The sequence below is a fragment of the Methylovorus sp. MM2 genome (genome assembly GCF_001648895.1).
Classification (GTDB): Bacteria; Pseudomonadota; Gammaproteobacteria; order Burkholderiales; family Methylophilaceae; genus MM1.
Map to the genome: position 1 here is coordinate 841,471 of NZ_LXUF01000001.1, position 14,149 is coordinate 855,619.

Here is a 14,149-nt window from a genome sequence, read left to right on the forward strand (position 1 = left end):
GTTTTTATACCTAATGCCAGTAGTCCTAAAAACCATAGTGCTACTGGCGTTATCAAATGTTTTCATGACATTTGCTTGGTATGCGCACCTCAAGAATCTTAACGACAAACCTTGGTATATCGCGGCCCTTTTAAGTTGGGCAATCGCGCTGGCAGAGTATATGTTGCAGGTTCCAGCTAATCGCATAGGCTATACGGCATTGTCGTTGGGGCAACTCAAGATACTGCAAGAAGTGATTTCCTTGTCAGTGTTTGTGCCGTTTGCAGTTTTTTATATGCACCAACCCTTAAAGCTGGACTTTCTCTGGGCTGGCCTATGTTTGCTCGGGGCAGTCTATTTTATGTTCAGATCGCCAATATAATCCATCATGATTAAACTCAATCGACTCATGCACGCAGGGCTTATCGTATCTGATCTGGAACGTTCACGTGCATTCTACGAAGGTGTCTTGGGTTTAAAGGTCAACCCTTACCGTCCAAATCTGAGTTTTGAAGGTATCTGGTATGAGACGGGTGATGACACACAGATACACTTGATGGTCGTGCCTAATCCATATGCAGAGGTAGAGCGGCCAGCGCATGGCGGGCGCGATTATCACTTGGCACTGTCTGTGGATGATGTTGCGCCGATAAGGGAGCAGCTGGATGCCGCAGGCGTGGCTTACACACTTAGTATGTCGGGCCGCGCTGCTTTATTCTGTCGTGACCCCGATGGCAATGCGCTGGAGTTCTCTGCGGTTAAGCAAGTCAGCGCATAGCGCTTTTAGTGCATAATCCTTTCGTGAGCTTATTCTTTATCGCGCGTTAGCCAAAGGCCGATCACAATCAAGACCAGCATGGCTAATTGCGCACTCAGGCCTTGCAGAGTGGGGTAAACCCCTAACAATGGCACAGAGATGAAATTCACTGCTTGCGAATTTAATACGCCCGCTTCCTGTAGCGCCGCGACACCATTTCCTATAAACACCACCGCTAGCACGATCAATAGCCATGCCGTGGCAGAGAAAAATTTGCCTATTGGCAGGCGAACGCTATAACGCAAGATGATCCATGTCATCAATGCAAGCAGTACTGCGGCGACTGCGATACCACTTAGCACAGCGGATTGCCCTTCAGGTCCTGCTTGTGCCCAGAGCGCTTCGTAGAACAGAATCGTCTCGAATAATTCACGATATACAGCAAGGAATGAAACGCCTGCCATTGCCCAAAGTGTGCGTTTATCAAGTGCTGTGCTGACCTGTGAGCACAAGAAATGCTGCCATGCTTTTGCGTTGGATTTTGTGTGTAGCCAGTAACCGATGTATAGCAGCATAGCAGCTGCGATCATCGCGGTGATGCCTTCTGTCATCTCGCGTCCAGCACCTGAGATGGTCAGCAGGTAATTGGCTGCCAGCCATGTCAGCGCGCCTAATACTAAGGCGATTATCCAGCCAAGGTGGAAGTAGGGCAGCGCATCACGTCGGCCTGTCTTTGCAATGAATGCGCTGATTGCGGCAAGTACTAGCACTGCCTCAAGGCCCTCCCGCAGAAGTATCAGCAATGAGCTGACGAATGCAGTGGTAGGTGAAAGGTTGCCTGAGGAAAGCTCAGTTTCAGCGCTTTCTAACAAGCCGTCGATCAGTTTGATTTGCTTATCAATGGCCTCAGTTGGCTGGTTTTGCGCGATAGATGCGCGCAGGCTCATCATCTCTTTCTCCACTTCCAGTCGGAGCGGTTTATCTACGTTGCTTAGACTGTTCTCAATAAGTTCGAACCCTTCAAGGTAAGCGCTGATCGCTAGCTGACGTGCTGATTCTTTATCGCCTGACTGATAGGCTTGTAAGCTTTCTACCAACTTGCTGCGCGTCAGTGCGATAGGGCTAGGGGCGATACTTTTGATCGCATCTGGATGCGCGGTGAGGAACGCCCCTACATGGGCTATATCATGACCAAACTTGCCTTCAATTTCGGCAGGTGCCAAGGTGACTAATTTCTTTAAATCACTGAATTCGGTTTTACCTTTCCCTTGCTTCCATAGTGCTGAGCCTTGTGCCAGTTGCTCCGGTGTTAACCTAAGCGAACTGACATAAAAGGCTAGCGCCCATCTTTCATTCTCAGGCAGGTCAGTGAATGCACGCATAGGTGTGCCGCCAACACCTAAGGTAATGGTGTTATAAAGGCCGTAGATGCTGCGCAATCGCATGCGGGCTTCATCATGAAAGTTACTGGGCTTAGGGTCGAGATTCGCTGCTAATTGCCCGTCACCATGGCCAGTTGCCCCATGACAAACCATACAGTTGGCAGCGAAAAGTTGTGCCGCACGGTTGAGGTCTGGCGTATCTTTCGGCGCTACAGTGAGTTGGTAGGCCTGTATGACAGATAAACGCAGGCCATTTGCTGATGCAGAGACTTTTACGCCATCTGCTTTTGCAACTATTAGCTCGCGTAATTTTGCAGCGTCATCTAGCAGCGTTACTTGTTGCGGGTTGCTAGGTAATTCTTTGAGTAATGCACCAGCCTGCGTGGTGAACTCAAGTTGCTCTTCATATTCTGACGGATTCAGCGCCACACCATCCTGTACGAACTTGGGATAATCCACACTGACGTAATCCAGCATGTGCACGACCGTTTGCGCTTTTTCCTCATCACCTGCGTATGCCACGGTTTGCGATGCTGTGAAGCCAAACCAGACGATTATAAGAAAAGAGACTGATCGAATGCTGGATAGCATATGATTAGAGATAGAGTTGCGCTGATATATCATGAAGTGTACTAACAGATGTTGAAGGCGCGCTGCGACGCAGAATACATATTGTATGCGAGGGGCATGCCCACGTAAATAATAATGATTCTTGATTCCGTTAGTTTAAAGGTGACCAACCCTCCATCGGCATTATGAGCCTTTAAACCATGCCTCACGTAATGCAATCGTCTCGGGTTTAGCATCAGCTTTGATTTTCAGATCGCATGATTCGAGTGCTTTGGTTTCCTTAACCAGCTCACAGGTGATGAGCTCGTCGCGCCTGAAGAAATGAATTAGGAACTTACTGCCTTCCATTTTCTTTTTTACGATATCTTTTAGGCTTTTAGCGGTTAACTTCAGGTTATCCAGTGCAAGTAAGACATCTCCTGCGGCCAATCCTGATCTTTCAGCAGCACCACCGCTAAAGACATTGGATATTCTTGTCTCTGATTCGTTAGCTAGCAGCAGCCCAAGGCTTTCGCGCAACACATTGATATCTGCTTTATCTGGCTCAAATGTGATACCAAATTTAGAGAATAAGTTTTTTAAGGGCGGGTCTTCAGTGCCATGAACGCACTGCTTAAAGAGCTTGCTGAGGTTTTGACCTGTCACTTGCTGGATGAGCGACTGTATCTCGTGCTCCTCGACTAGTTGCTTATCTTGGCTATATCGCTTCCATAAGCTATGCATGATCTCATCAAGCGCGCGCCCTTTGAGTCTTAATGTCAGGTCGATTGCCAATGCAACCAGTGAGCCTTTCAGGTAATAGCTGATCTGGGCATTGGGTGTGTTCTCATCTGGCTTATAGAGTTTTATCCAGGTATCAAAGCTAGATTCATTCAGTGCCTGTATCTTACGGCCTGGTGTGCGCAAGAATCGGGTGATGTCTTTGCTCAATGATTTTAAGTACTCTTCTTGCGACATCAGCCCGGAACGTACCAGCGCCAACGTATCGTAATAGGCAGTGAAGCCTTCAAATACCCATAAAAGGCGTGTGTACGCCTCACGACCCAGGTCAGGGTCGGCAAAGACCTGTGGGCGTATACGTTTTACATGCCATGCGTGAAAATACTCATGGCTACATAAGCCGAGAAAATCCTGATAACAGCTTTCATCCACGGTTTCATTTTTAACCGGTAGCCAGCTACGCGGACATATTAGGCTAGTCGAGTTGCTGTGCTCCAAGCCACCATATTGATTATCGGCGGCTGCATACAGCAAAAAATCGTAACGTTTGAATGGTGCTTTGCCAAAAAAACGAATGTGGTAATCGCATAGGGTTTTCAGGTCACTTGTGATGCGCTTGATATCCGCCTGATGCTTGCCCGAGATCACGATACGGTGAGGTACACCGCCTGCTTTGAACTCACCGATGGTAAGCTCGCCGATCTCTACTGGGAAGTCAATCAGCTCGGCATAGTTTGCCGCACGGTATGATCCATAGCCTGATTTATTTACTTTGATTGCTGGCATAGTGGTCGCAACCTGCCAGTGTTTAAAAGATTTGGCTGGTGCCTCAATGCTGACTTCGCAAGCGAGATGGTCTTGATCTGCTATCCTCATGAATAGACTAGTGCCATTGAAGTAAGCGCGCTGATGGTCAAGGTAAGCTGTGCGAACCGAAAGGTCATAGGCATACACTTGGTAACTGAGAATAAGCGCTCCGCTACATGGGGCAGATTGCCATGTGTTCTTATCCAGCTTGGTTAATGCAATCACTTTTCCCGAAGCTGTGGCGCTGATGCTGACGATATGTCGTGCGAAATCGCGTACCAAATAGCTACCGGGAATCCATGCGGGTAATGAGAATACCTGACCATTTGGAGCCGGATGCGTTATGGTGCACTGTATTTCGAAAAGATGCGTTTGCGGGGCGTGTAAACTGACCTGATATTTGATCGACGACATGTAGTTAGAACCTAAGCAGGATTTTAAATATGATGCACAACAAGTTTAATGCTGACTCAGAAATACGCAAGCACTGGCTGCTAAGAGAAGGCATTCATTTTCTTAATCATGGCTCGTTTGGTGCTACACCTAGAGCAGTTTTGGAAGTACAGCAGGCTTGGCAGCAACGTATGGAGATGCAGCCGGTTAGTTTTTTTGTTCGTGATTTGCCGGAGTTGATTAGGAACGCTGCTGCAAAACTTGCCGATTTTTTAGGTGCAGAGGCAGATCATCTTGCCTTTGTTGAGAATGCGACTGCAGCCATTAATGCCATCTTACGTGCTTATCCTTGGCAGGCAGGTGATGAGATATTGCTTTCCGAGCATGCTTATCCCGCAGTGAAGAATGCAGCGTATTTCGTGGCTAAGCAATTCAAATTGAGCGTCAAAGAATATGCGGTGCCTTTCCCCTTACAAAACCCGGCAGAAATCACTGCATCTTTTGAGCGTGCAATCGCCACCAAGACAAAGCTTGCGATCATTGATCATATATCGTCACCACTCGCTATCATCTACCCTTTAGACGATATGTTGCAGCTTTGTCGCCAGCATCGTATTCACTCTTTGGTCGATGGCGCACACGCGCCGGGAATGTTGCCACTTCAGTTATCAGATATAGATGCTGATTATTATGTAGGTAATTGCCATAAATGGTTGTTTGCCCCCAAGGGCTGCGCATTTTTATGGGCATCGCCAGCTGTGAGTGAAAATTTGCAGCCATTGGTTGTTTCTTTGCGCATGGATGAAGGGTTCCCTCGGTGTTTTGATTGGACTGGTACGCGTGATGTCAGTGCATGGCTTACGATTTCTGCGGCGATCGATTTTTATCAGCAGATGGGCGGTCAGAATATTCCCCAGCAATTACATCATTTTGCTATTGAGATGGCGACCATGCTTACAGATGCATGGAATGTGGAGATTCCCGCAGGGGTTGAACAATTTGGTGCTATGTTCACGTTGCCTGTGCCATGGGCCAAGACTATTACGCAAATAGAAGCCAATGATTGGCGCGATAGACTATGGAAAAGCGAGCAGATCGAAGTGCCATTCTTGGCAATCAATGAGAGACTGTGGGTGCGAATCTCAGCGCAGTTATATAACACTAAGCACGATTATGAGCGATTAGCGGAGGCCGTTTTAAAATTAACAGACCAGTAAATGAATATCCGGTAATAAAAAAGCCTGCAGATGCAGGCTTTTTTATTACGTTAAAACTGATTACTTCTTAGGAGGTGTAGAGCCAGCTGTTGCTGTGCTATCCACGATCTTCGCTTTGCCACGTAGCTCAGTCAACAATTTCTCAAGTTGACGTTGTTGCAGTTGCTTTTGCAGGTCAGCTTTTACTTTGTCATACGGAGGCACTTGTGTGTCACGTACATCTTGCAGTTGGATAACATGCCAGCCGAACTGCGTTTGTACTGGCGTCTGTGTTACGCCACCTTTTTGCAGCTTGGAAACAGCATCACTGAATGGTTGCACCATGCCACCTAGTGGGAACCAGCCAAGATCGCCGCCTTTTTCTTGTGAACCAGGGTCTTTTGACTTCTCTTTAGCGATCTTTGCAAAATCGCCGCCTTTACCAAGTTGAGCGATCACGTCTTTCGCTTCAGCTTCTGTGGCTACCAAGATGTGGCGAGCGTTGTACTCTTTGTCGCCCACTTCTTTTTTGTATTGGTCGTAAGCCGCTTTGGTATCTGCTTCGCTTACCGGGTTCTTCTTCAGGTATTCACCCAAGAATGTGTTTACGAGCAACTCACGGCGAGTGAGCTCTTCTTTGATCAGGTAATCAGGTTGTTTATCAAGACCAGTGCGCTGTGCTTCTTGCGCAACCAGTTCACTGCTGACCAGTTTATTCAAGACCACATCACGTACGTTGTTATCGATCTTCTGACCACGTGCAGCGATATCTTTAGCGATAAAGTCATAAGTCGATTGTTTGATCGGCTTGCCATTGACGGTGATAAGCGCAGGATCAGCCGCCTGTGCCAATGATGTGAGGCTTAATGCGACAACGGCAATAAGCGAACGAGCTGTTAATTTCATTTAAGTTTTCCTCTGTGTTTTATTTAGATGTGGATTTATTTAGTTTGGTTTTGATTCGTCTGGTGTCATCGCACGAATACTGAGTGCGTGTATTTTTTGCGGTATGAGGTCTGCAAGTGCCTGATAAATGGAACGATGACGGATTATGTGTGATTTTCCGTAAAAATGCGAGCTTACGATAGTGACGGTAAAATGACCGCCACCACCGTTACCTGCATGGCCTGCGTGTAGCGCGCTGTCATCCTGTATCTCAATACTGTTTGGCTCAAGCTCACCGAGTCGTGAGCGGATGTCATCAATTAATGTCATTAACTTTAAGCGGGCAATGTTTTTCTGAATGGTTTAACGGTAACTTTTGCATAGACACCTGCATGAACAAAAGGATCTGCATTTGCCCAACTTTCGGCTTCAGTCAGTGAGTTGAATTCAGCGACGATCAAACTACCGGAGAATCCAGCCGGGCCGGGATCTATACTATCGATAGCAGGGAATGGACCTGCCAGTAACAATCTGCCAGCATCTTGCATCGCCTGTAGCCTTGCCAAGTGTTCAGGGCGTGCTGCTAAGCGCTTTGCTAAGCTATCAGGTGTGTCTTCAGCGACGATGGCGTACCACATTATTTTGAATCTTCTGTTGTGGTCATATATTTACTAAGAAAAAGCATTTGACCCACTATAAAAACGAACATAATTCCAGTAAAACCATAAACTTTGAAATTAACCCAACCGTCACAGCTAAGTATTTTCGCAGCAATTATATTTATTACTCCGAGTGCGATAAAGAAACATATCCATGCGTAATTGAGCGAATTCCATACTTTGTCAGGAAAAGATAATTGGCTTCCCATTACATTTCTAATTAAGTTCTTTTTAAATACTAATGCACTGAATGCTAATGAAAATGCAAAAACCCAATAAAGTATCGTAGGTTTTAATTGTATAAAAGAAGGATTGTGAAAATATATTGTAGCGCCACCAAATACGACAATGATGATTAGACTTATCCAAAGCATAGTGTCTACTTTTTTACGCCTAAATACTAACCAACCAACTTGAAGAAATGTAGCCGCTATTGCAACGGCAGTTGCAAGAAGAATGGGTTGGTGAAGGATGGATATATCGCTATTAGCTGAAATGATACAAGCATTATTTCCACCAGGTTGTGCAGTAAGTTTGTATGTAATAAAAAATGCAATGACCGGAAATAGGTCAAAAAGAAACTTCATTGTGTACCTTTATGTCTAGTATTAGCGCTCTGCTGAGGTAGTATGATATCTATCTGCTGAATAATTAAGCTTAAGTGTCTATTTTGCTATGATTCGTTCTACGTAACAAGTTCCATTCTCAATGATTGCAATATCCCAATCGATTATGCCGGATCACCATGTCATCTCTGATTGATCTTCACAGCCACTCAACAGTATCAGATGGATTGTACACACCCACTGAGCTGGTTGCCCATGCCGCGCAACATGGCGTGCGTGTCATGGCTTTGACTGATCACGATGATGTCGCGGGCTTGCCAGAGGCAAAACTTGCCGCAAAAGAGCACGGCATCGAGCTATTGGCTGGTGTCGAGATATCCGTCACTTGGCGTAAACGCACACTACACATCGTCGGTTTGAAAGTTGACCCTGAATACCCGCCATTGGTTCAAGGGTTGGCTGCAATTAGAGCGGGCCGACATCTAAGGGCGCAGGGAATGTCTGCCAGTCTCGATGCCGTTGGCATACATGGTAGCCTGGAAGGTGCATATCAATATGCGCATGGCATCATCAGTCGTACACATTTCGCACGTTTTCTTGTGGATAAAGGTTACGCCAAAGATACGAAAAAAGTATTTAAGAAATATCTCGTGAAAGGTAAGCCGGGATATTTCGAGCATCAATGGGCTGATCTGGCTGAGGCGATCGGTTGGATCGTGGGTAGTGGCGGCATCGCTGTGATCGCCCATCCTGGCAGATATGATCTCGGGCGCACGAATATGCTGCTATTACTTGAAGAGTTCAGGGCGCTTGGCGGCAAAGCCATCGAGGTAGTAACAGGTAGTCACACGGCAGCGCAATATCAGGAATTCGCTAAATTTGCCAAGATGTTTGGTTTTGCTGCATCGCAAGGCTCGGATTATCACGGCCCCGGGCATGGCTATATGGAAATGGGACGATTGCCCGAATTGCCAAGCGGATGCGTTCCTGTCTGGCAGGGTTGGCCTGAAGTGGCTAACGCAGGATTATTAAGCTAAAGATATGGCTCAGTATTTTGTGATTCATCCAGAGAACCCCCAGCCACGCTTGATTAGCCAAGCGGTTGAGATATTGCGCAATGGCGGGGTGATCGCTTATCCCACTGACTCCAGTTATGCCTTGGGGTGCGTGCTAGGTAACAAAGATGCACAAGACCGCATCCGTGCGATTAGGCGAGTAGATGATGACCACTTGTTTACGCTTGTATGCCGCAACCTGAGCGAGCTGGCTGTATATGCGCAAGTCGATAATAGTCAGTTTCGATTGCTTAAAGCGAATACACCGGGCCAATATACTTTTATTCTGAAAGCGACTCGCGAGGTGCCTCGCAGGTTACAACACCCTAAACGCAGTACCTTGGGTCTGCGGGTGCCAGACCACGCCGTCACGCTAGCGATACTTGAGATTCTGGATCAGCCGATATTGAGCATGACCTTGCTTCTTGATGGGGATGATGAACCGCTCAATGAAGCATGGAGTATCCGCGACAGGCTAGAGCATCAGGTGGACTTGGTGATTGATGCCGGAGCATGTAACGCTACACCTACTACCGTGATTGATTTAACTGGAAGCGACCCCCATCTTATCCGTGCAGGTGCTGGTGATCTTGCCCCTTTTGGATTAACTGAAGAATAAATATGATGGAATTAACGCTGATACAGAAAATCGCGATCTATGCATTGCCAGTGATCTTTGCGATCACAGTGCATGAAGCGGCACACGGCTACGTCGCGAAGTATTTTGGCGATCTGACGGCAGATCAGCAAGGTCGTATCACGCTTAACCCTATCAAGCACATTGACCCGGTTGGCACATTGCTCGTACCAGCATTAACCTTGCTTTTGGGTGGCATTCTGTTTGGCTGGGCAAAGCCAGTGCCTGTGGATTTCTCGAAACTGCGTCATCCCAAACGCGATATGCTTTGGGTCGCAGCAGCGGGGCCTGCATCCAATCTTGTAATGGCGATATTTTGGGTATTGATCTACAAGTTCTCCGGTAGTTTTACCCCCTATCTCGCAACACCCATGAGTTTAATGGCGCAAGCAGGCATCATGATCAATATTGTGTTGATGGTACTTAACCTGTTGCCGCTACCACCGCTGGATGGTGGCCGTATTGCTGTGAGTTTGCTCCCCAATCACTTGGCTTATCGTTTTGCCAGCCTCGAGAAATATGGTTTTATTATCCTGATCATCTTATTGGTATCAGGGTTGCTGTCGCAGATCATGCAGCCTTTTATTCGCGCTGCAATCAGTTTGCTTTTATGGGTATTTGCTTGAAAAGTTTAATCAAATGAATCATTGGTGGGCTATCTCTATTGCAATTAGAGCCGAGGTGATCGCAACTACATCACTCAAAGCCTCTAATGAGTTCACACGCCTTTGGCCATCTGTGGTGGTGATTTTAGGGTATGCGGTTGCTTTCTATTTCATGACCATCAGCCTGCGCGTGCTACCTGTGGGCATCATGTACGCAGTCTGGTCAGGCGTGGGGATTGTGTTAGTATCTTTGCTGGGTTGGCTGGTCTATCGACAGTCGCTTGATATACCTGCCATCATGGGGATCACCCTGATTATTACTGGAGTCGTCGTGATCAATGTCTTCTCAAAATCGGTAACGCATTCTTAAGATGCAAACGCAACTCTCCATCGATGCTCGTATTTACGGCGAGCAGCTAGATACCATTCCACGCGACCTTTATATCCCGCCGGATGCACTGGAAGTCTATCTGGATGCATTCGAGGGGCCGCTTGATCTCTTGCTTTATCTTATCCGCAAGAACAACCTGAATATCCTTGATATCCCCATGGCCGAACTGACGCGCCAGTACATGAATTATGTAGAAAAGATGCGCGCACAGAAGCTGGAGCTGGCAGCGGACTACTTGCTCATGTCAGCCATGTTGATCGAGATCAAATCGCGCATGCTATTACCCAAACCCGCAGATATCGAGCAGGAGGAAGACCCGCGTGCAGAATTGGTTCGCAGGTTAATGGAGTATGAGGCGATCAAGCTTGCGGCACAAAATCTAGATGCCATGCCCCAAGTTGGGCAAGAGATTCTTGTTGCGCAGGCTTACTATCATGAGATTGTCGCCGTACAGCCGCCGAGCGTCTCTCTGGAGGACTTAATGGCGGCATGGCAATCTGTGCTAAAACGCGCTAGCCATTTTGCGCATCACAAAGTTAGCCGCGCTGAGCTTTCGGTACGAGAGCATATGAGCCAGATATTAAGGCAACTTAAACAAAATAATATGATGGAGTTCTCAGCCCTTTTTGCTATTGAGACTGATGGTTTGCCCAAGCTGGTTGTCTGTTTTCTCGCTATACTTGAGCTGGCGCGCGAAGGCTTGGTCAAGATCACACAACAAGCGCCGTTTTCACCTATCTACCTACAGATCAGCCATGCAGATTGAACAGAATAACATCCAGCATATGAAATCCGTGCTTGAGGCAGCATTACTCACAGCAGGGGAGCCACTGTCCCTTGATGATTTATTGCGCCTTTTTACTGATCGTATGGAGCGTGCAACCTTAAGGATGTTGCTGGATGAATTAAAGACCGATTGGCAGTCGCGCACGATGGAGTTAGTGCAGGTTGCAAGCGGTTGGCGATTTCAAGCGCGCGAAGAATATGCACTTTATCTGGCACGCTTGAATCCCGAGCGCCCACAGCGCTACTCGCGCGCCGCGATGGAGACATTGGCGATCATTGCTTATCGTCAACCGGTCACACGAGGTGATATCGAAGAAATTCGCGGCGTAGCGGTCAACCCTAATATCATGCGCCAACTTCAAGAACGTAACTGGGTTGATGTCGTCGGCCAGCGCGATGTGCCCGGCAGGCCGTCTTTATACGCAACGACCCGAACGTTTTTGGATGATCTGAACTTGAGATCACTGGCAGAATTGCCACCAATGGAAAATTTCACAAGAGCAGAGATACAGCTCGACTTATAATAGCGGTTATAGGTAATGTCGTTTATATGGCCGTATAGTTACGGCTGAACCCCACTTTTGAATCGATTGAAGAACACACATGGCACGTCCATTTAAACAACAGCGTGACCCCGGCGCTGTAAAAGCCAAACCAGTGGTCGTTGACCCTGATGCCATCCCGCAGAGGTTACATAAGTTACTTGCTTTGGCTGGTATCGGCTCCCGTCGTGATATGGAAGCGCTCATCGCCAGCGGTAAGGTGACGATCAATGGCAAGGTTGCACAGGTCGGCGCAGGTGTTGTGCCTAGTGATATCGTGCGCGTTGATAGCCGCCCAGTCCACCTGCCTTTTGAGGCAGAAATGCCAAAGGTGCTGATCTACCATAAGCCTGAAGGTGAGATCGTCAGTCAGGATGACCCCGAGAAACGTGCGAGCGTGTTCGATAAACTGCCTCATATCCGTGGCGCAAAATGGATCGCCATCGGTCGATTGGATATCAATACCTCAGGTTTGCTGATCTTTACGACTTCCGGTGAGTTGGCTAATCGTTTTATGCATCCACGTTACGAAGTCGAGCGTGAATATGCGGTGCGTATCTTTGGCGAGCTGACAGAAGGGCAGATGTTGCAACTGACTCAGGGTATCGAACTTGAAGATGGCCCCGCGAATTTTGACAGTATCTCTCCACAAGGTGGTGAAGGTTCAAACCACTGGTATCAGGTGATATTGCGTGAGGGCCGTAATCGTGAAGTGCGTCGACTTTTTGAAGCATTCCAACTGCCAGTCAGTCGCTTGATGCGCGTACGTTTTGGCTCAGTTAACCTGCCGCCACGCCTTAAGCGCGGCATGATGCTAGAGCTGGATGTGAAAGAAGTGACTGGTTTGCTCGAATGGGCAGGATTAGAAGTGCCAAGAGTAGCACCGCGCCAGCGTACTGCTCGCGAGATCGAAAAATCCGGTAAGGCATTCACACCCAAAGCACGCAATAAAGATGCAGAACCGATAGAGGCTGGTATTAGTGGTCGCAACAACCCGCGTCGTGTGACTAAGACAAAAGAAGAAACGCTCAAAGAAGGCTTCAAAGGCATTCAGTCTAAAAAGCCTGCTACAGGTCGTCGTATAAGACAGAGTTCTGACATCGTGCCGCCAAAACCACAGAAGCGCAGTGACAGAAATCGCGGTAGGGGATAAAGCGACAAGCGTTGTTGTGTAATAAGACGAATTAGAACGAGATTTATAGCACCATTAAAAAGTTTGAATAAGGGGATGTGATGTTTCGTTATGCTTGGATGATTTTGCTCGCGCTGGTTCTTGCATCTTGTGGGTATAACGATAACCTTCATGTCCGCCATGGCATGCTAAAACTTCTGTGGCAGGAACATTACGCAGAGTTAGACGATGCATTAAACCAGCAATATCAATTGTATCGAGCGGGTAAGTTAAAAGGCAGAGATTTTTCTGATCAAATATGGACACTGCAAATGGCAGACCCTCTCTTTGCACCTAGATTCGAGAAGTATACGGAATCTAAGCCTGAGTCACGGTGGTCATACCTCATTCAAGGTTTTTTCTTGTTGCAGCAAGCGTCTAATGCCCGAGGTGATGATGTAGGAGCAAGAACCTCCGCTGATAAATTCAGCCGCATGACGGATTTGGCTATGAATGCAAGATATGCATTTAAGCAGGCAGAGAAAAATTCGGCCCCAGAAAGCTTTACTGCTGCGGGGCTGATCAAGATCAATATGTTACTTGGCGTACGCGCTGGGAATGCTGATCTTGTTAGCGATGGAATGATGGCTGATCCCACTATATGGCGGGCCGCAATTGCTTACTTCAATACGCTTTATCCACAATGGGGTGGCACCGAGGCTGAGATGCTGGCTTTTATCCAACGTGTTAAACCCGGTAATCCCAAGTTGGCCGAATATCTGGATGCGGATTTTTACTGGCGCAGAGGTTTAGATCTGGAGCTTGCTGGACGTACCGATGAAGCGATTGCTACTTATAATCAATCAATTAAGATATATCCACACGCGGATGCATTGAAAAATGTCGGCGGGATTTATTTGCGTCAAGGCCAATGTGAGCTTGCCGAAGAGGTCCTGAAAAAGAACCTCAAAGAAAATGATGAGTGGGACTTATGGACTTTGGAGACATTACATCAGGCACAGGTCTGCGCTGGTAGTTCCTGGCAGGCAAGAAGGACATTATCCAAACGAGACGAGCTGATATATAGATACCATGACGGTAACTAAAT

General features: G+C 47.4%; 17 protein-coding genes. 11 read left to right on the forward strand and 6 right to left on the reverse strand.

Going from position 1 to position 14,149, the window contains the following annotated elements; genetic code table 11:
- The first annotated feature begins 13 nt into the window (after positions 1-13).
- Entirely contained in the window at positions 14-361 is a 348-nt protein-coding gene (locus A7981_RS03890) for a DMT family protein (RefSeq protein ID WP_067264263.1), read from the forward strand.
- 6 nt (positions 362-367) lie between these two features.
- Positions 368-757 carry a VOC family protein gene (locus tag A7981_RS03895; RefSeq protein WP_067264266.1) on the forward strand — a complete coding sequence of 130 codons (390 nt, stop codon included), beginning with the start codon at positions 368-370 and terminating at the stop codon, positions 755-757.
- A 29-nt stretch (positions 758-786) separates the two neighbouring features.
- On the opposite strand, the gene A7981_RS03900 is transcribed toward A7981_RS03895, so the two are convergent.
- Both A7981_RS03900 and A7981_RS03905 read right to left on the reverse strand, forming a co-directional pair.
- Entirely contained in the window at positions 787-2,640 is a 1,854-nt protein-coding gene (locus A7981_RS03900; RefSeq protein ID WP_254258495.1) for a cytochrome c/FTR1 family iron permease, read from the reverse strand.
- Between the two features lie 231 nt (positions 2,641-2,871).
- Positions 2,872-4,629, reverse strand: a complete 1,758-nt coding sequence (locus A7981_RS03905; RefSeq protein ID WP_067264272.1) for a M61 family metallopeptidase — start codon at positions 4,627-4,629, stop codon at positions 2,872-2,874.
- Between the two features lie 29 nt (positions 4,630-4,658).
- Between A7981_RS03905 and A7981_RS03910 the strand changes: the two genes are divergently transcribed.
- A complete protein-coding gene (locus A7981_RS03910) occupies positions 4,659-5,825 on the forward strand; it encodes an aminotransferase class V-fold PLP-dependent enzyme (RefSeq protein WP_067264275.1) in 1,167 nt (388 codons plus the stop codon).
- Positions 5,826-5,885: 60 nt separating this feature from the next.
- Here A7981_RS03910 and A7981_RS03915 read toward each other — a convergent pair whose 3' ends face one another.
- The 4 genes from A7981_RS03915 to A7981_RS03930 are packed head-to-tail and all read right to left on the reverse strand — an operon-like array spanning position 5,886 to position 7,935.
- Complete coding sequence (locus tag A7981_RS03915; protein WP_067264278.1) at positions 5,886-6,710, reverse strand: peptidylprolyl isomerase; 825 nt, start codon at positions 6,708-6,710, stop codon at positions 5,886-5,888.
- Between the two features lie 39 nt (positions 6,711-6,749).
- Complete coding sequence (locus tag A7981_RS03920; protein ID WP_067264280.1) at positions 6,750-7,019, reverse strand: BolA family transcriptional regulator; 270 nt, start codon at positions 7,017-7,019, stop codon at positions 6,750-6,752.
- 5 nt (positions 7,020-7,024) lie between these two features.
- The gene (locus A7981_RS03925; RefSeq protein WP_067264282.1) at positions 7,025-7,327 is read right to left on the reverse strand and encodes a YciI family protein; all 303 of its coding nucleotides are present in this window, start codon (positions 7,325-7,327) and stop codon (positions 7,025-7,027) included.
- Positions 7,327-7,935, reverse strand: coding sequence for a septation protein A (locus A7981_RS03930; protein WP_067264285.1), 609 nt, complete (start codon positions 7,933-7,935; stop codon positions 7,327-7,329). The genes A7981_RS03925 and A7981_RS03930 overlap by 1 nt, the downstream gene beginning before the upstream one ends.
- 158 nt (positions 7,936-8,093) lie before the next feature.
- Between A7981_RS03930 and A7981_RS03935 the strand changes: the two genes are divergently transcribed.
- The 8 genes from A7981_RS03935 (at position 8,094) to A7981_RS03970 (ending at position 14,147) form a co-directional block, all read left to right on the forward strand.
- A complete protein-coding gene (locus A7981_RS03935; RefSeq protein ID WP_067264287.1) occupies positions 8,094-8,951 on the forward strand; it encodes a 3',5'-nucleoside bisphosphate phosphatase in 858 nt (285 codons plus the stop codon).
- 4 nt (positions 8,952-8,955) lie between these two features.
- The gene (locus tag A7981_RS03940) at positions 8,956-9,588 is read left to right on the forward strand and encodes an L-threonylcarbamoyladenylate synthase (protein ID WP_067264292.1); all 633 of its coding nucleotides are present in this window, start codon (positions 8,956-8,958) and stop codon (positions 9,586-9,588) included.
- A gap of 5 nt (positions 9,589-9,593) precedes the next feature.
- Entirely contained in the window at positions 9,594-10,232 is a 639-nt protein-coding gene (locus A7981_RS03945) for a site-2 protease family protein (protein ID WP_067266499.1), read from the forward strand.
- Between the two features lie 13 nt (positions 10,233-10,245).
- Positions 10,246-10,581: a multidrug efflux SMR transporter gene (locus A7981_RS03950; protein WP_067266502.1), complete on the forward strand. Its 336-nt coding sequence runs from the start codon at positions 10,246-10,248 to the stop codon at positions 10,579-10,581.
- 1 nt (position 10,582) lies between these two features.
- Positions 10,583-11,368, forward strand: coding sequence for a ScpA family protein (locus A7981_RS03955; protein WP_067264295.1), 786 nt, complete (start codon positions 10,583-10,585; stop codon positions 11,366-11,368).
- Positions 11,358-11,912, forward strand: a complete 555-nt coding sequence (gene scpB / locus A7981_RS03960; protein ID WP_067264298.1) for an SMC-Scp complex subunit ScpB — start codon at positions 11,358-11,360, stop codon at positions 11,910-11,912. The genes A7981_RS03955 and scpB overlap by 11 nt, the downstream gene beginning before the upstream one ends.
- A 79-nt stretch (positions 11,913-11,991) precedes the next feature.
- Positions 11,992-13,083: a 23S rRNA pseudouridine(2605) synthase RluB gene (rluB, locus tag A7981_RS03965; RefSeq protein WP_067264301.1), complete on the forward strand. Its 1,092-nt coding sequence runs from the start codon at positions 11,992-11,994 to the stop codon at positions 13,081-13,083.
- Between the two features lie 80 nt (positions 13,084-13,163).
- Positions 13,164-14,147: a tetratricopeptide repeat protein gene (locus tag A7981_RS03970; RefSeq protein ID WP_067264304.1), complete on the forward strand. Its 984-nt coding sequence runs from the start codon at positions 13,164-13,166 to the stop codon at positions 14,145-14,147.
- Positions 14,148-14,149: the final 2 nt, after the last annotated feature.